Raw genomic sequence first — 17,043 nt, forward strand, 5'->3', positions numbered from 1 at the left:
GCGACCACCCTCAGGGGCCCAAACCGCCCAACTCCGTACACAACCAACGGTCCGTCCTCTGCGCCCCGTCCGCAGGCGGCGGACCGTTTGTGTGGCAGCCGTTAGTGTGGGGCGCTGTCCACGGCACTCCGGTCACGTCAGAGCCCGTCTCACGACACCGGCCGCGCCTACCGCAGTCAGCACAGCAGCCTTCCGGGGCGGAGGGGCCCGTACCTCGATGTCCGTGCACAGCCAGTCGACGGCCCCGTACGAGGCGGCCGCGACTCCCGAGTTCCCCCGACATGTCGTCACCGCCGTGGTCGTCTCGCACGACGGCGCACGCTGGCTCCCCGACGTCCTGGCCGGACTCCTGGGCCAGGAACGCCCCGTACAGAACGCGTACGCCGCCGACACCGGCAGCGCCGACGACTCCGCCCGCCTGGTCACCGAGGCGCTCGGCGCCGAACGCGTCCTGCACCTCGCCCGCCGCACCGGATTCGGCACCGCCGTCGAGGAGGCCGCCCGCACCGCACCCGTGCTCGGCCCCGAGGAACTCCCCTATCTGAAGCGCCCCAGCGGCTGGGACCCGGTCTCGCGCACCTGGCGCGACGACAGCTACGACCTGCCCGAACTCCCGCACGGCGAGCCCGTGCAGTGGCTCTGGCTGCTCCACGACGACTGCGCGCCCGAGCCCGACGCGCTCGCCGAACTGCTGCGCGTCGCCGACTCCAACTCCCATGCCGCGATCATCGGCCCCAAACTCCGCGGCTGGTACGACCGCAAGCAACTCCTCGAAGTGGGCGTGTCCATCGCCCACAGCGGGCGCCGCTGGACGGGCCTGGACCGGCGCGAACAGGACCAGGGCCAGCACGACCAGGTCCGGCCCGTGCTCTCCGTGTCGTCGGCGGGCATGCTGATCCGCCGCGACGTGTGGGACGAGCTCGGCGGCTTCGACCGCAGGCTGCCGCTGATGCGCGACGACGTCGATCTGTGCTGGCGCGCCCACGACGCCGGGCACACCGTCCTCGTCGCCCCCGACGCCGCGGTCCGCCACGCCGAGGCCTCGGCCCGCGAACGCCGCACCGTCGACTGCGCGGGCCGCTCGGTCGTCAACCCGCACCGGGTCGACAAGGCGGGCGCTGTCTACACCATGCTCGTCAACTCCCGTCCCGCGCTGCTCCCTTACGTGCTGCTCCGCATCGTGATCGGCACGCTCCTGCGCACCGTCGCCTACCTCGTGGGCAAGGTGCCGGGGCAGGCCGTCGACGAGGTCATGGGCCTCTCCGCCACCCTGCTGCGGCCCGGCCGGATCCTCGCCGGACGCAAGAAGCGCGGCAAGAGCGGCGTCGAGGCGAGCGAACTGCGCCCGCTGTTCCCGCCGCCCGGCGCCACCATCCGCGCCACCGTCGAATCCGTGGCGGGCAGCCTCGGCGCGGGCACCGAGGACACCGGCGGCTCCCGGCACGGCGCCGTCGAATCCGGACCCGGCGGGGACGACGCCGACTTCCTGGAGATCGAGCAGTTCGCCCGCCTCAAGAAGATCGCCCGCAAACCGGCGCCGGTCCTCTTCGCACTCCTGCTGCTCGTCTCCCTTGTCGCGTGCCGCGATCTGCTCGGCGGTGGCACCCTCATGGGCGGCGCCCTGCTGCCCGCGCCCGACCACATCGGGGACCTGTGGGGCCGCTACGCCGACGCCTGGCACCCCATCGGCGCCGGCGACACCCAGACCGCGCCGCCCTACCTCGCGATCATCGCCGTGCTTTCCGCGCTCTGCTTCGGCTCGACCGGCTTCGCGCTGACCCTGCTCCTGGTCTGCTCGGTCCCGCTGGCCGGGCTCACCGCGTACTTCGCCTCGCGCCCGCTCGTCGCATCCCGCCAGCTGCGCGCCTGGGCAGCCATCGCCTACGCCTTCCTGCCCGCCGCCACCGGCGCGCTCGCCGCGGGCCGGCTCGGCACCGCCGTCCTCGCGATCCTGCTGCCGCTGATCGGCCGGGCCGGGGTGTCCGCCGCCGGGTTCCGCGGCGACGGCACCCGCGGCAGCTGGCGCGCCACCTGGACGTACGCGCTGCTCCTGACCATCGCGACGGCGTTCACGCCGGTCGTGTGGCCGGTCGCGGTGCTGCTCGGCATCGGCGTGCTGGCCCTGCGCCGGGGCGACATCGGGGCGTACGGGCTGCGGTTCCTGGCCGCCGTCGGCACCCCGCTCCTGATGCTCGCGCCGTGGTCGCTGACCCTGGTCACCGGACCGTCCGGCTTCCTGAGGGAAGCGGGCCTGGAGTACGGGGACGGCTCGGCCGGCGCGCTCGACCTGCTCGGGGCGAGCCCCGGCGGGGCCAAGACGGTCGGCGGGCTCATGCTCATCGGCTTCGTCGGGGCCGCGCTCGCGGCGCTGCTCCGCTCGGAGCGCACCTTCGCGATCCGCACCGCCTGGGCCGTCGCACTCACCGGCTTCCTCTTCGCGATCCTGTCGAACCACAGCGCCTGGGCGGGCCCCGCGACCCTCGTGTACGGGCTCGCGCTGCTCGCCGCCGGAGCGATCGGCGCCGAGAACGGCCGGACCCGGGTCGCCGGGCACGGCTTCGGCTGGCGCCAGCCGGTCGCCGCGCTGATCGCGCTCGCGGCCGCCCTCGGTCCCGTGTACTCCGCGGCGAACTGGATGATCGGCGGCGCCGCGGGCCCGCTGGAGCGGCGCGACCCCGTGCAGGTGCCGGCGTTCGTCGCCGAGGAGAGCGGCACCCGCGACCAGGCCCGCACCCTGGTCCTTGGCGGCACCTCGCCCGCCAAGGTCGCGTACACGCTGGTGAGGGGCTCGGGCGCCCAGCTCGGCGACGCCGAACTCGCCGCGTCCGCAGGCGGCGACGCCGGGCTCGGCAAGGTCGTCTCCAACCTCGTCGCGGGCTCCGGCGCCGACCAGTCGACCCAGCTCAGCGGCTACGCCGTGCGCTATGTGCTGGTCCGCGACGGCGCGCCCCGCTCCTTCGCCCGCACCCTCGACTCGACGCCCGGCCTCAGCCGCCTCAGCCAGCTCGACGGCAGCGCGCTGTGGCGGGTCGACCGTCAGGTCGCCCGCGCCGTGATCGTCCCGGCCAAGGGCGGCGAGAGCCTGCCGGTGGCCGCGGACCCCGTCGACATCCACACCAAGGTCCCGGCCGGCGAGGCCGGCCGCGTCCTGCGCATCGCCGACAAGTCCGCACCCGGCTGGACTGCCACCCTCGACGGCAAGGCGCTCAAGAGGACCACCGTCGACGGCTGGGCCCAGGGCTTCGAACTCCCGGCGGACGCGGGCACGTTGGACGTCACCTACGACGCCCCGTTCACCCACGCCGCCTGGATCTGGATCCAGGCCGCGCTCGCCCTCGTCCTGCTCGTGCTGGCCCTGCCGGGCCGCCGCCGCGAGATCGACGACGACCTGCCCGAGGCGGAGGAGGCCCTGGCGGCCGTCCCCGCGCAGCCCGTCGCGGGCGAGGGCCGCCGGGCCCGCAGGCTCCGCGCCCAGGCCGAGGCCGAGCCCCCCGGCGAGGGACAGCCCGCCGAGCAGGCCGACATCCCGCAGCAGCCGGCGTACGACGAGTGGGACGCGGCGCAGTACGCCACCACCTCCCCGGCCGCCGACCCCACCCAGCACGACCAGCAGGCGCAGCAGCAGTACGACCCGTACCAGCAGCAGTACCCCGGCTACCAGCAGTACCCCGACGGCCAGTACGCCCAGGTCCCGTACCCCGAGCAGCACTACCCCGAGACGCCGTACCCCCAAGTCCCGGGCGCCGACGGCCAGTTCGGCCAGGGCCAGTACGTCGACGGGCACGGGCAGCAGACGTACGACCCCTACCAGCAGCCGCAGGGCCTGCCGCTGCCGCCGGACGGGAGTTACGACCCGTACGGCTACGGATACCCGCCCGAGCAGCCCGAGCAGCAGCCGCACCGCCCCGACGGGAGCCAGCAGTGAAGCGCACCACCCTCTCCCTCGCCGCGGGGGCCGTCGCCCTCGCCGCGCTGACCGGCTTCGCCTCGCTCACCGCGCCCGGCGGCTCCACCGACACCGGCGCCAAGTCCCCGGCCCGGCTGCCCGTCGAACGCTCCAGCCTGCTGTGCCCGGCGCCCAGCATCTCCGACCTGGCCCAGACGACGTACACCGCGTTCACCCCGAAGGGCGCCGCGGGCGGCCCGCAGGGCAAGCCGGGCACGGCCGTGCTGAACCCGGCGGTGCCGCCGCCCGCCGACACCGGCGCGCCCTCGCCCGCCGCCTCGACCGACAAGGCGAAGGACGGCAAGGGCAAGGACGGCAAGGACAAGAAGCCGGCCGACAAGCCCGCCTCCGGCCAGCCGGTCATCTCCCTGAAGGAGCCCGGCAAGCCGGTCGCCGCCACCGCGTCCGGCGCCGACGCACCCGCCCTCACCGGCTCCGCCGACGGCCTCCTCGCGCCGGGCTGGGCCGCCCAGCAGACCACCCAGATCACCGGCGGCGTCGGGCGCGCCCTGCTCGGCACCAGTTGCACCGCGCCGGATGCCGACTTCTGGTTCCCCGGCGCGTCCACGGCCAAGGACCGCCAGGACTACGTCCACCTGACCAACCCGGACGACACCGCGGCCGTCGCCGACATCGAGCTCTTCGGCAAGGACGGTCCCATCAAGGCCGACATCGGCGAGGGCATCACGATCCCCGCCAAGTCGAGCGTCCCCGTTCTCCTCTCCACACTGACCGGCACGGTGGCCGACGATCTGACGGTGCATGTCTCCACCCGCGCGGGCCGGGTCGGCGCGGTGGTGCAGGCCACGGATGCGAAGGCGGGCGCGGACTGGCTGCCCGCGTCGGCGGACGCGGCCGCCTCCCAGGTGCTTCCGGGCATCCCGGGCGACGCCACCGACGTACGCCTGATCGTGCACGCCAAGGGCGCGGACGACGCGGACCTCAAGGTGAAGCTGATGGGCAAGGGGGGCAGCTTCACACCGGCGGGGCTGGACACCGTCCACGTGAAATCGGGGATGACGGCGTCCTTTGATTTGAAGAACGTCACGAGGGGCGAGGCGGGTTCCCTTCTGCTCACCCCGGATGCGGACGGCAGCACTCCGGTCGTCGCGGCGCTGCGCGTGGTCCGTGGCACAGGTGACAAGCAGGAGATCGCCTTCATCCCGGCCACCAATCCGGTCGGCAACCGCGCGACGGTCACCGACAACCGGGACAAGGCCACCACGCTCGTGCTGACCGCGCCCGGCACCAAGGACGCCACGGTGAAGGTCACCTCCTCCGCGGGCACCGAGGCCGGCGAGCCCCAGTCCAAGACGTACACCGTGAAGGCGGGCACCACCCTCGTCGTCGACCCGCAGGTCCCCTCCGGCCTCAAGGGCTCGTACGCGCTGACCGTCGAGCCCGATCCGAACGGTGGGCCCGTCTACGCCTCGCGCACGCTGGCGATCACGCAGGACGGCGTCCCGATGTTCACGGTGCAGACGCTGGCCGACGACAAGGGCACGGTCGCGGTGCCGGCCGCCTCCCAGGACCTCTCGGTCCTGGAGAAGTAGGCCCTGGAGGAGGAAGAGGGGGCTCAGTCCTGCCCGTACCGCGGGTCGACCGACTCCGGTGCCAGACCCAGGAGTTCGGCGACCTGCTCGACCACGACCTCGTGGACGAGCAGGGCGCGCTCGTCCCGGTTCTTGGTACGGATCTCGACCGGCCGGCGGTAGACCAGGATCCGGGCGGGGTGGTCCTTGCCCGCCGGAAGCGCACGGCCCAGCGGCACCGCCTCGTCGCTCCAGGCCGCCGGTTCCCCGTCGTCGTCCGCGGTGCCGGGGGCGTCCTTGAACGGCACGTCGGTGACCAGGAACTCCACCTCCGCCAGCTGCGGCCAGCGCCGCTCCAGGCGCTCCACGGAGTCGAGTACGAGATCGCGGAAGGTCTCGGCCCTGCTGGCCGAGAGCGGCACCTGGGGCGGCGCCACGGGGCCGCGCATGCCACGGCCGTGCCGGTCGCGGCGCCGGGGCCCCGATCGGGAGCCAGTACCTTCGGCTGAGCTGGAGCTGTCCATCACTGACGCAGCGTAGCCCTCCGGAGCCGGTGGCGATCGCGGCGGCGGCCCCGGGGACCGCATGTCGCGGGCATGTCGCGGGATGACCATTTCGGCCACGCATGAGAGCGGTTACCGGCCCGTCCGACACCTAGGATTTCGCGTCGTTTGACCGAATCGTTCCCAAGTGGCGGTCGGCACAAGGGCGGTAACCGCCCGTGGTCCTCTGTTCCCGTGCAGGTCAGCGCAGTTGCTCGGACGCCTCCTGTGCCAGAGCTCACACCGCGACACGGGGGAGTGACCTGGTGGAGAGTCGTCGCGGCCCGGTCAAGAGTGCGGTACCGTCCAACGTCGTGAGCCCTGTACGTCGCTGTTCGCGCACCGCGTGCGGCCGCCCTGCCGTCGCGACACTGACGTACGTCTACGCGGACTCGACCGCAGTTCTCGGTCCGCTCGCCACCTACGCCGAACCCCACTGCTACGACCTGTGCGCCGAGCACAGCGAGCGCCTGACCGCGCCCCGCGGCTGGGAGGTCGTCCGCCTGACGGATGCCTCCGCCCCGGCCCGCCCCAGCGGCGACGACCTGGAGGCGCTCGCCAACGCCGTCCGGGAGGCGGCGCGTCCCCAGGAGCGCGCCGCCGATGCAGGCGGAGCGCGCGCGGCGGACCCGGCGGAAGTCGGCCGCCGAGGCCATCTGCGCGTCCTGCCCTCGCCCGAATCCTGACCCCGGCTCCGCCGCCGCGAGCTTCCGGCTCCGCAGCCGTCCCGCAACCCACAGGTGTCGCGGCCGAGTTGACACAGTCTGCCCGGGTCCACCGAAGCTGTGGCCGGCGCACAGGTGGCGGCGGGTAGTTTGGGAGCCCGGTCGGCGCCCCGGGGAGGACGCCGTCGACGACATCAGGGAAGGTTGGGCCGTGGCTGCTGATCTGTCGCAGATCGTGAAGGCGTACGACGTCCGCGGAGTGGTGCCGGATCAGTGGGACGAGTCCCTTGCCGAGCTCTTCGGCGCGGCCTTCGTCACCGTGACGCAGGCGGACGCCATCGTCGTCGGCCACGACATGCGGCCCTCGTCGCCCGGCCTCTCGGCGGCCTTCGCGCGCGGCGCGGCCGCCCTGGGCGCGGACGTCACGCTCATCGGCCTCTGCTCCACGGACCAGCTCTACTACGCGTCCGGCGCGCTGGACCTGCCGGGCGCGATGTTCACCGCCTCGCACAACCCGGCCCAGTACAACGGCATCAAGCTGTGCCGCAAGGGCGCGGCCCCGGTCGGCCAGGACACCGGCCTCGCCGAGATCCGCGAGCTGGTCGAGCGGTGGTCCGAGCAGGGCGGCCCGGCCCCGGCGGCCGAGGCGGGCACGATCGGCGAGCGCGAGACGTTGACGGACTACGCGGCCCATCTCCTGTCCCTCGTCGACCTCTCGGCCATCCGCCCCCTGAAGGTCGTGGTCGACGCGGGCAACGGAATGGGCGGGCACACCGTGCCCACCGTGTTCGAAGGCCTGCCCCTCGACGTGGTCCCGATGTACTTCGAGCTCGACGGCACCTTCCCCAACCACGAGGCCAACCCGCTCGACCCGGCGAACATCGTGGACCTCCAGGCCCGCGTCATCGCCGAGGGCGCGGACCTCGGCCTCGCCTTCGACGGCGACGCCGACCGCTGCTTCGTCGTCGACGAGCGGGGCGAGCCGGTCTCGCCCTCCGCGATCACCGCCCTGGTCGCGGCCCGCGAGCTCGCCCGGCACCCCGGCGGCACCGTGATCCACAACCTGATCACCTCCTGGTCCGTCCCCGAGGTGGTCCGCGAGAACGGCGGCACCCCCGTCCGCACCCGGGTCGGCCACTCCTTCATCAAGCAGGAGATGGCGGCCACCGGAGCGATCTTCGGCGGCGAGCACTCCGCGCACTACTACTTCGCCGACTTCTGGAACGCGGACACCGGCATGCTGGCCGCGCTCCACGTGCTGGCCGCGCTGGGCGGACAGCAGGGCAGCCTCTCCGCCCTGGTCGCCCAGTACGACCGCTACGCGGGCTCGGGCGAGATCAACTCCACGGTCGAGGACCAGGCGGGCCGCGCGGCCGCCGTCCGCGCCGTCTACGAGGGCCAGGCAGGCCTCACCCTGGACGAGCTCGACGGCCTGACTGTCACCGCCCAGGACTGGTGGTTCAACCTGCGCGCCTCCAACACCGAGCCGCTGCTGCGCCTGAACGTCGAGGCGCGCGACGTACCGACGATGGCGAAGGTGCGGGACGAGGTCCTGGCGATCGTCCGGGGCTGAGGCAGGCCCGACCGGGGCGCACCCGGGGTCGGCTTCCGACAGGCGTGGGCGTCCGGGCCACCCACGCCCGTCGGCATGTGAACACCCCGGTGGCCCCGCGCCCCTCCCACCGCGTGTAAGCCCCCAGCGGCCCCCGCACCCCACTCCCTTCACCGGGCACGCACCCCGCCCACCCCGGCGGTAGGCTGACCTGGCCCGACCCCCGCGCGCGTTCCGGACGCGTACGGAACGAAGAATCGCCGAAGGGAACCCCATGCCGCTCGAAGCCGGCCTCCTCGAGATCCTCGCCTGCCCGGCCTGCCACGCCCCGCTCAGCGACGCGACCTCGGCGGACGAGCCCGAGCTGATCTGCACCGGCAAGGACTGCGGCCTCGCCTACCCCGTGCGCGACGGCATCCCGGTCCTCCTGGTGGACGAGGCCCGCCGCCCCGCGTAAGCAGGGTGCGGGCCCCGCCCGCGCACTCCCGGTAACCCGCCAAGCCAGAGCCGGAGGCCGACCTACATGCTCGACGAGTCGCTGCTCGATGCACCGGAAGCCCTCGCCAGGGCCGACCGCCGTGGCCTGCTGCGCGGCGCGGCCGAGGCGGGCGCCCGCGTCCGCACCGCGGCCCGGCACGCGGCCGAGGCCGGTATCGCCGAGCTGAAGCCGGAGGGCCGCCCCCGGTCCGTCCTGATCGCGGGCCCCGGCACCGCGGCGGCGGGCGTGGCCGACCTGATCACGGCGCTCGCGGGCGCGTCCGCACCGGTCACCCGCCTGGAGTCGACCGGCGTCGCCCCCGCCGCGGGCGCCCTGCGCTGGAGCCTGCCGGGCTGGGCGGGCTCCGTCGACCTGCTGCTCATCACCACCACCGACGGCACCGAGCCGGGCCTCGCGCTCCTCGCCGAGCAGGCCTACCGCAGGGGATGCAACGTCGTCGCGGTCGCCCCGCAGCGCTCCCCGCTGGCGGAGGCCGTGGACGGGGTGCACGGCCTGGTCGTGCCGATGGCGTCGGCCCCCTTCGAACCCGACGAGGCGGAGTTGTCCGCCGCGAGCCCGAGCGCCCTGTGGTCGCTCTTCACGCCCCTGCTCGCGCTCCTCGACCGGGTCGGGCTGCTCAGCGCGCCCCCCGAGACCATCGAGAAGGTCGCCGCCCGCCTGGACCGCACCGCCGAACGCTGCGGCCCGGCGATCGCGACCTACAGCAACCCCGCGAAGACGCTCGCCTCCGAGCTCGCCGAATCGCTCCCGCTCATCTGGACCGAGGGCCTGGGCGCGGCCCCGGCCGGACGCCGGTTCGCCGCCGTGCTCAGCGAGCTGTCCGGCCACCCCGCGCTCGCCGCCGAACTCCCCGAGGCGCTGCCCGCGCACGGCGTGCTGCTCGCGGGCTCGCTCGCGGCCGGCGCCGACCCGGACGACTTTTTCCGCGACCGCGTGGACGAGCCCGAGCGGCTGCACGCCCGCGTCGTCCTGCTGCGCGACCGGCCCACGGGCGGTCTCTCCGCCGCCCCCGCCGCCCGCGAACTCGCGCTGAGCCACGACACCCCGGTCAGCGAGCTCGAACCCGAGGAGGGCAGCGAGCTCGAATGCCTCGCCGAGCTCCTCGCCATCACCGACTTCGCGACCGTGTACCTGACGATCGCGTCGACCTGACCCCGCCCGCGCCGCGCGGCCGGGGTCTGCCCAGGGACAGGGTGCCTGCCACCGTCAGTCCACCCCCGGGAAGCCAGAAGCCTTCGGCAAGCCCCGCATGTGGAACGTCTCCCGGAACCGTCTTCCGGAACCCGAAAGAGAACACAGGACGACCCATGGACCGTCTCACCAACACCATCCGTCCCTACGCCTGGGGCTCCACCACCCTCATCCCGGAACTCCTCGGCACCGCCCCCAGCGGCGAGCCCCAGGCCGAGATGTGGATGGGCGCCCACCCCGGAGCCCCGTCCCGGCTCGACCGCGGCACAGGGCCGACATCGTTGTCAGACGTGATCGCGGCGGATCCGGCGGGCGAGCTTGGCCGCGCGGCCGTGGCCAGGTTCGGCCCCCGCCTGCCCTTCCTGCTCAAGGTCCTGGCGGCCGGCGCCCCCCTCTCCCTCCAGGTGCACCCCGACCTCGCGCAGGCGAAGGAGGGGTACGAGGCCGAGGAGCAGGCCGGGGTCCCCGTCGACGCCCCGCACCGCAACTACAAGGACGCCAACCACAAGCCCGAACTGATCTGCGCGCTCACGCCCTTCGAGGGACTGTGCGGCTTCCGCACGCCCGAGGAGGCCGCACAGACCCTGGCCGCGCTTGAGGTCGACTCGCTCAAGCCGTACGTCGACCTGCTGCGCGCCCAGCCCGTCGAGGCGGCCCTGCGCGAGGTCCTCACCGCCGTACTGACCGCCGACCGCGAGGAGATGGCGGCGACGGTGACCGAGACGGCCGCCGCGTGCGAACGCCTGGGCGGCGCGCAGTACACGGCGTACGCCTCCCTCGCGCACCACTACCCCGGCGATCCGGGTGTGATCGCGGCGATGCTGCTCAACTACGTCCAACTCCAGCCCGGCGAAGCCCTGTTCCTGGGCGCCGGGGTGCCGCACGCCTACCTCAGCGGCATGGGCGTGGAGATCATGGCCAACTCCGACAACGTCCTTCGTTGCGGCCTGACTCCCAAACATGTCGACGTCCCCGAACTGCTCCGGGTCGTACGCTTCGAGCCGACCGACCCGGGCGTGCTGCGCCCCGAGGCGTCGCCGGCGGGGGAGGAGCTGTACGAGACCCCGATCGACGAGTTCCGCCTGTCCCGTTTCGTACGGGCGGAGGGCGCCGTCCCCACCGAACTGACGGCCCAGACCCCACAGATCGTCCTCTGCACGGCGGGCAGCCCCTCGGTCGGGGGATTGACACTGACCCCGGGTGCGTCCGTATTCGTACCGGCCGAGGAAAGGTCCGAACTGTCCGGTACGGGAACGGTGTTCCGCGCCACGGTCGTTGCCTGATGTAACAATGTGCCGCCGCGGGGTCCGGCACCGGCCGGCCCCCGCAGAGGGCAACCGACGAAGGGAAGACGGCAACTCCATGAGCGCGTCAGGCGGAACCAAGGCCATCGTGGCGGCGCTGAGCGCCAACCTCGCCATCGCGGTGGCGAAGTTCGTGGCGTTCCTGTTCAGCGGTTCGTCGTCGATGCTCGCGGAGAGCGTGCACTCGCTCGCCGACTCCGGCAACCAGGGCCTGCTGCTGCTCGGCGGCAAGAAGGCCCAGCGCGAGGCGACGCCGCAACACCCCTTCGGCTACGGTCGCGAGCGCTATATCTACGCGTTCCTGGTCTCGATCGTGCTGTTCTCGGTCGGCGGCATGTTCGCGGTCTACGAGGGCTACGAGAAGATCCAGCACCCGCACGCGATCGAGGCCTGGTACTGGCCGGTCGGCGTGCTGGTCTTCGCGATCGTCGCGGAGGGCTTCTCGTTCCGTACGGCGATCAAGGAATCGAACGTCACCCGGGGCGGCCTGTCCTGGAAGGAGTTCATCCGCCGGGCGAAGGCACCCGAACTCCCCGTCGTCCTCCTGGAGGACTTCGGCGCGCTGGTCGGCCTGGTCCTGGCCCTCCTCGGCGTGGGCCTCGCGCTGGCCACGGGCGACGGCGTCTGGGACGGCATCGGCACGCTGTGCATCGGCATCCTGCTGATCCTGATCGCCCTCATCCTGGCGGCGGAGACCAAGTCGCTGCTGCTCGGCGAGTCGGCGGGCGCGGACGAGGTGGCGAAGATCAAGGCGGCGATCGTGGACGGCGACACGGTGACCGCCGTCATCCACATGCGCACCCTCCACCTGGGCCCCGAGGAACTCCTGGTGGCCGCCAAGATCGCCGTCCAGCACGACGACACGGCCCAGGAGGTCGCCACCGCGATCAATGAGGCAGAGTCCCGCATCCGCGCGGCCGTCCCGATCGCCAGGGTGATCTACCTGGAGCCGGACATCTACAGCGCGGAGGAAGCGGCAGCGGGCCCCGACCCGAAGGCAACGCCGGGCGGCCGCTGAGCGTCCAGGGAGGGGCGCGCCCCCTTCCCCGGCCTCCGGGACACGCTCCCACCCCCACCCAGCAAAACCCAGCCCCTCCGGCCCTACGCACCAACCGGAGGGCCAGCCTCCCCGCCCATGCGGCGCTTGAGGAGAGGGGAGGCTGAGGACAGAGCCCCCAGCACCACCGCCTCGAAGCCGGTGAATGGTCCCTCGGGTGGTCTGCACGGGGGACAACGCCAGCCCCTGCGACGCTTGAGAGGCGGGGGTGGGGGCGCAGAGCCCCCAAGCACCACCCACCACAGCGCCGAGGCCGGCGAATGTTCGTCCGGGAGGTCTTCTCGCGGGGTGGAAACTTCAGCCCCTCCAGCGCTTAGGGGCGGGGGGCTGGGGGAGCGGAGCCCCGGCATCGCCCACGGGGCCGAGGCCGGGCGAATGGTCCTTCGGCAGGTCTGCGCGGGGGACAACTCCAGCCCTCGCGGCGCTTGAGAGGCGGTGGTCTGGGGGCAGGGACCCCAAGCACCACCCATCGCCCCGAGGCCGGCGAATGTTCCTCCGGGGCGGCCTTTCGCAGGGTGGCAACTTCAGCCCCTCCGGAGCTCCGGGAGCGGGGCCGGGCCAGAGCCCCGGCAACCACCCACCGGCCGACAGCCGAACGAACACCCCCGGAGGGTCTCGGGAAGGGGCGGGGCGGGGAGAAAATCCCACCCCAGCCCCCACGGCCTACTGAATCTCCCCCAGCACCTCCAGAACCGCCGCCGCGTCACCCGCCTCGGCCAACCGCCCCCGGAACCCCGTGTCCATCAACTTCCGGGACAGCAACGCCAGAATCCGCAGGTGCTCATCGCCCGCCGCAGCCTCCGGCACGGAGATCATGAAGATGAGCTTGGCCCGAGTCCCGTCGAGCGACCCCCACTCGATGCCCTCGGCGGACCGCGCGAACCCCACGGTCGGCACGGACACCGCATCGGTCTTCGCATGCGGAATGGCGATCTCCTCGCCGAGCCCGGTCGTCCCCTGAGCCTCCCGGGCGAGCGCGACCCGTACGAGCTCGTCGACGTCCCGTACGTTCCCGGTGGAGGCCAGCATCTCGGCCATCTCCCGGATCGCGGCGTCCTTGTCGTGCGAGGCGAGCTGAACCTTCACGGTCTGGGCGGTGAGGTACCCGGAGAGCACCTCGGGGGCGGCAACGGAGCCAGAACGCTCCGGGGCCTGTACGGCCAGGGCAGCGGCACCGTCACTACCAGCGCTCGCACCACCGCCTGCGCTCGCACCACTTCCTGCACCCGTGCCACCACCCGCACCGACAGCCACACCAGCCAGAGCAGGCTCAGGGACCAGGGCAGCGGTCCCGACCTCGCCCCGCCGCCCCTTCCGCTGCTTGACGTCGATCAGCGCATTCGTGGTCAGCGCGGTGACAGCCGTACCAATGGCGATGGCCAGGAAGAACATCGCCGCCCCGCCCACAGCCCCGAACAGCGAAACGATCGGCCCGCCGTGCGGAACGGAGTCCGACACCCCGGCCACACCGGCGACCGCACCGGCCACCGCACCACCCAGCATGTTCGCGGGGATGACCTGGGCCGGACGGGCCGCGGCGAACGGAATCGCACCTTCCGAGATGCCGAAGAAGCCCATGAACAGCGCCGCGATACCGGTCTCCCGCTCCTGGTCGGTGTAGAGCTTGCGCCGCAGCAGCGTGGCCAGGCCCTGGCCGAGCGGCATGACCGGAATGGCCGCGGCGGCCATGCCCATGACGGCGTTGTTCGTGCCGATCAGACCCACCGCGACGAGGAACGCCGTCTTGTTGACCGGCCCGCCCATGTCGAACGCGATCATGAGCCCGATCAGTGCGCCGAGCACGATCGCACTGGACCCCGTCATGCCGTTGAGCCAGCTGGTCAGATGCGTGAACACCCAGGAGATCGGCTGCCCGATCACGTAGATGTAGAACAACCCCAACGCCAGCGTCGACACGATCGGGATCACGATGATCGGCATGATCGGCTGGACGAACTTCGGCACCTTGACCTTGCGGATCCACAGCACCAGGTACCCGGCGAGGAATCCGGTCGCGATAGCGCCGAGGAATCCGGCGTTCGCGTCCGCGCCGTAGATGTTCACGGCGTCGGCGGCGAGGAAGCCGCCGATCATGCCGGGCACCAGGGCGGGCCGGTCGCCGAGGGCGAAGGCGATGTAGCCGGAGAAGATCGGCAGCATCAGCTTGAAGCCGAGCGTGCCGAGCGTGTTGACGTAGAACCAGAACGAGTCCTTGTCGAACTCGATGCCCTTCGGCGTGCTGTGACCGCCCAGCGCGATCGAGACGGCGAGCAGCAGACCGCCGACCACCACGAACGGGATCATGTGCGAGACGCCGTTCATCAGCGCCTTGTACGCGGCACTGCGCTCCTTGCCGCCGCCGCCCGCACCGCCACCGCCGCCACTGCCGGACGGGAGGCCATGGCCCCCTGCGTGCACAGCCGCGCTCTGCACCTGCCCTATGAGCTGCTCGGGCCGGTGGATGCCGTCCGCGACGGGCACGCTCAGCACCTTCTTGCCGACGAACCGATCGAGCGCGACGTCCTTGTCGGCCGCGATGATGATCCCGTCGGCCTCTCTGACATCGTTGTCATCCAGTACGTTTTCGGCCCCGATGGAGCCCTGCGTCTCCACCTTCATCTCGATGCCGAGCGCCGCCGCAGCCTGGGCCAGCTTCTCGGCGGCCATATAGGTGTGAGCGATGCCGGTCGGACAGGCGGTCACCGCGAGCAGCTTCAACTTCCGCTGCCCCTCGCTAGCCGGACTGGTCACGTGGGGGTCTCCTAACGCTTCGCGCCTCGTCGCGCAGATCGTGCGTACGGTCCGCTCGTATCCCGAGTCGGGCCGACCCAAGCATCCTCCACCAGGTAAGGGCCAGATCAAAAGTCCGTTAGGCCCGGTTCGCCCGGACTCTGGTCCCGATTTTCGGCCGAGGCTATTGGCCGGGCACGCTGGGGCGCGCTCGGCCGATCGGTGTAGATTCGTGACCAGAGCCAGACGTCGCTGCTGATGGCGGTCGGTCGGTCCCGCATGGACCCGGCCGAGGGAGAGAGGGCCTCCGACGGACTGCGCTGCGAGCGCGTTCGGGCACTCCCATGCCTATCTCCGCGCCCGCAGACCAGCCGTACCCACCCTCGCCACCAACCCACGAGGAGCAGCCCGCCATGACGACTGACGCCACCGGCGCCGGCCAGGACTTCAAGGTCGCCGACCTCTCCCTCGCCGCCTTCGGCCGCAAGGAGATCACCCTCGCCGAGCACGAGATGCCCGGCCTGATGTCGATCCGCAAGGAGTACGCCGCCACGCAGCCGCTGGCCGGCGCCCGCATCACCGGCTCGCTGCACATGACCGTGCAGACCGCCGTGCTGATCGAGACCCTGGTCGCCCTCGGCGCCGAGGTCCGCTGGGCCTCCTGCAACATCTTCTCCACCCAGGACCACGCCGCCGCCGCCATCGCGGTCGGCCCGAACGGCACCCCGGACGCCCCCGCCGGCGTCCCGGTCTACGCCTGGAAGGGCGAGACCCTTGAGGAGTACTGGTGGTGCACGGAGCAGGCGCTGACCTGGCCGAACACCCCCACCGGCGGCCCGAACATGATCCTGGACGACGGCGGCGACGCCACCCTCCTGGTCCACAAGGGCGTCGAGTTCGAGAAGGCCGGCGCGGCCCCGGACCCGTCGACCGCGGACTCCGAGGAGTACGCCCACATTCTCACCCTGCTGAACCGCACCCTGGGTGAGAACCCCCAGAAGTGGACCCAGCTGGCCTCCGAGATCCGTGGTGTGACGGAGGAGACCACTACGGGTGTTCACCGTCTGTACGAGATGATGCGCGACGGCGACCTTCTGTTCCCGGCGATCAATGTGAATGACGCGGTGACGAAGTCGAAGTTCGACAACAAGTACGGCTGCCGCCACTCCCTGATCGACGGCATCAACCGCGCCACCGATGTCCTCATCGGCGGCAAGACGGTCGTCGTGTGCGGCTACGGTGATGTGGGCAAGGGCTGTGCGGAGTCTCTGCGCGGGCAGGGCGCCCGCGTGATCATCACGGAGATCGACCCGATCTGCGCGCTCCAGGCGGCGATGGACGGCTACCAGGTCACGACGCTGGACGAGGTCGTCGACAAGGCGGACATCTTCGTCACCACGACGGGCAACAAGGACATCATCATGGCCGCGGACATGGCCAGGATGAAGCACCAGGCGATCGTCGGGAACATCGGCCACTTCGACAACGAGATCGACATGGCCGGCCTGGCCAGGATCCCGGGTGTCGTCAAGGACGAGGTCAAGCCCCAGGTGCACACCTGGACCTTCCCCGACGGCAGGGTCCTGATCGTGCTGTCCGAGGGCCGTCTGCTGAACCTCGGCAACGCGACCGGTCACCCCTCCTTCGTCATGTCGAACTCCTTCGCGGACCAGACGCTGGCCCAGATCGAGCTCTTCACCAAGCCGTCCGAGTACCCGACCGACGTCTATGTGCTGCCCAAGCACCTCGACGAGAAGGTCGCCCGCCTCCACCTGGCATCGCTCGGCGTCAGGCTCACCGAGCTCCGCCCGGAGCAGGCCGCGTACATCGGCGTAGACGTCGAGGGCCCGTACAAGCCGGACCACTACCGCTACTGAGCCCCCGACACCGACACCCCGAGGACCGCAGGGCGCCGGGCCCAACGGCCCCTGCAGTCCTCGGAGTTGACGGCATCACCGGCTCAGCCGCCACCGGCACTCGGCTCCACCGGTACGTCATCGGCCCGGTACGTCATGGGCACCCGGT

The 17,043-nt window shown here is 72.2% G+C and carries 11 protein-coding genes; 9 read left to right on the forward strand and 2 right to left on the reverse strand.

Annotated features, from left to right (window positions below; translation table 11 throughout):
- Positions 1-217 precede the first annotated feature (217 nt).
- Positions 218-3,925 (forward strand): glycosyltransferase, encoded by a 3,708-nt coding sequence (locus tag OHA17_RS24210; RefSeq protein WP_406508348.1) that lies wholly within the window; start codon positions 218-220, stop codon positions 3,923-3,925.
- The gene (locus OHA17_RS24215; RefSeq protein WP_406508349.1) at positions 3,922-5,499 is read left to right on the forward strand and encodes a DUF5719 family protein; all 1,578 of its coding nucleotides are present in this window, start codon (positions 3,922-3,924) and stop codon (positions 5,497-5,499) included. The genes OHA17_RS24210 and OHA17_RS24215 overlap by 4 nt, the downstream gene beginning before the upstream one ends.
- 23 nt (positions 5,500-5,522) lie before the next feature.
- Here OHA17_RS24215 and OHA17_RS24220 read toward each other — a convergent pair whose 3' ends face one another.
- A complete protein-coding gene (locus tag OHA17_RS24220) occupies positions 5,523-6,065 on the reverse strand; it encodes a metallopeptidase family protein (protein ID WP_398875885.1) in 543 nt (180 codons plus the stop codon).
- Between the two features lie 221 nt (positions 6,066-6,286).
- Here OHA17_RS24220 and OHA17_RS24225 point away from each other — a divergent pair, with 221 nt between their 5' ends.
- The 6 genes from OHA17_RS24225 (at position 6,287) to OHA17_RS24250 (ending at position 12,249) form a co-directional block, all read left to right on the forward strand.
- Positions 6,287-6,706 (forward strand): DUF3499 domain-containing protein, encoded by a 420-nt coding sequence (locus OHA17_RS24225; RefSeq protein ID WP_398875884.1) that lies wholly within the window; start codon positions 6,287-6,289, stop codon positions 6,704-6,706.
- A gap of 190 nt (positions 6,707-6,896) precedes the next feature.
- On the forward strand, positions 6,897-8,258 hold the full coding sequence (locus OHA17_RS24230) for a phosphomannomutase/phosphoglucomutase (protein ID WP_406508350.1): 1,362 nt from the start codon (positions 6,897-6,899) through the stop codon (positions 8,256-8,258).
- Positions 8,259-8,511: 253 nt separating this feature from the next.
- Entirely contained in the window at positions 8,512-8,694 is a 183-nt protein-coding gene (locus OHA17_RS24235; protein WP_053723767.1) for a Trm112 family protein, read from the forward strand.
- 66 nt (positions 8,695-8,760) lie between these two features.
- Entirely contained in the window at positions 8,761-9,888 is a 1,128-nt protein-coding gene (locus tag OHA17_RS24240) for an SIS domain-containing protein (RefSeq protein WP_406508351.1), read from the forward strand.
- A gap of 155 nt (positions 9,889-10,043) precedes the next feature.
- Positions 10,044-11,210: a mannose-6-phosphate isomerase, class I gene (gene manA, locus OHA17_RS24245; protein WP_406508352.1), complete on the forward strand. Its 1,167-nt coding sequence runs from the start codon at positions 10,044-10,046 to the stop codon at positions 11,208-11,210.
- 79 nt (positions 11,211-11,289) lie between these two features.
- Complete coding sequence (locus OHA17_RS24250; RefSeq protein ID WP_406508353.1) at positions 11,290-12,249, forward strand: cation diffusion facilitator family transporter; 960 nt, start codon at positions 11,290-11,292, stop codon at positions 12,247-12,249.
- Positions 12,250-12,951: 702 nt separating this feature from the next.
- On the opposite strand, the gene OHA17_RS24255 is transcribed toward OHA17_RS24250, so the two are convergent.
- Positions 12,952-14,955, reverse strand: a complete 2,004-nt coding sequence (locus tag OHA17_RS24255; protein WP_406510797.1) for a fructose-specific PTS transporter subunit EIIC — start codon at positions 14,953-14,955, stop codon at positions 12,952-12,954.
- Positions 14,956-15,431: 476 nt separating this feature from the next.
- Here OHA17_RS24255 and ahcY point away from each other — a divergent pair, with 476 nt between their 5' ends.
- The gene (ahcY, locus tag OHA17_RS24260) at positions 15,432-16,895 is read left to right on the forward strand and encodes an adenosylhomocysteinase (protein WP_406508354.1); all 1,464 of its coding nucleotides are present in this window, start codon (positions 15,432-15,434) and stop codon (positions 16,893-16,895) included.
- The last annotated feature ends 148 nt before the right edge of the window (positions 16,896-17,043 follow it).

The organism is Streptomyces sp. NBC_00212 (assembly GCF_045206365.1).
Classification (GTDB): domain Bacteria; phylum Actinomycetota; class Actinomycetes; order Streptomycetales; family Streptomycetaceae; genus Streptomyces.

Coding starts and splice junctions, on each gene's coding strand:
- OHA17_RS24210 (WP_406508348.1), top strand. CDS start 218: ATGTCCGTGCACAGCCAGTCGACGGCCCCGTACGAGGCGGCCGCGACT.
- OHA17_RS24220 (WP_398875885.1), bottom strand. CDS start 6,065: ATGCGGTCCCCGGGGCCGCCGCCGCGATCGCCACCGGCTCCGGAGGGC.
- OHA17_RS24235 (WP_053723767.1), top strand. CDS start 8,512: ATGCCGCTCGAAGCCGGCCTCCTCGAGATCCTCGCCTGCCCGGCCTGC.
- OHA17_RS24240 (WP_406508351.1), top strand. CDS start 8,761: ATGCTCGACGAGTCGCTGCTCGATGCACCGGAAGCCCTCGCCAGGGCC.
- manA (WP_406508352.1), top strand. CDS start 10,044: ATGGACCGTCTCACCAACACCATCCGTCCCTACGCCTGGGGCTCCACC.
- OHA17_RS24250 (WP_406508353.1), top strand. CDS start 11,290: ATGAGCGCGTCAGGCGGAACCAAGGCCATCGTGGCGGCGCTGAGCGCC.
- OHA17_RS24255 (WP_406510797.1), bottom strand. CDS start 14,955: ATGGCCGCCGAGAAGCTGGCCCAGGCTGCGGCGGCGCTCGGCATCGAG.
- ahcY (WP_406508354.1), top strand. CDS start 15,432: ATGACGACTGACGCCACCGGCGCCGGCCAGGACTTCAAGGTCGCCGAC.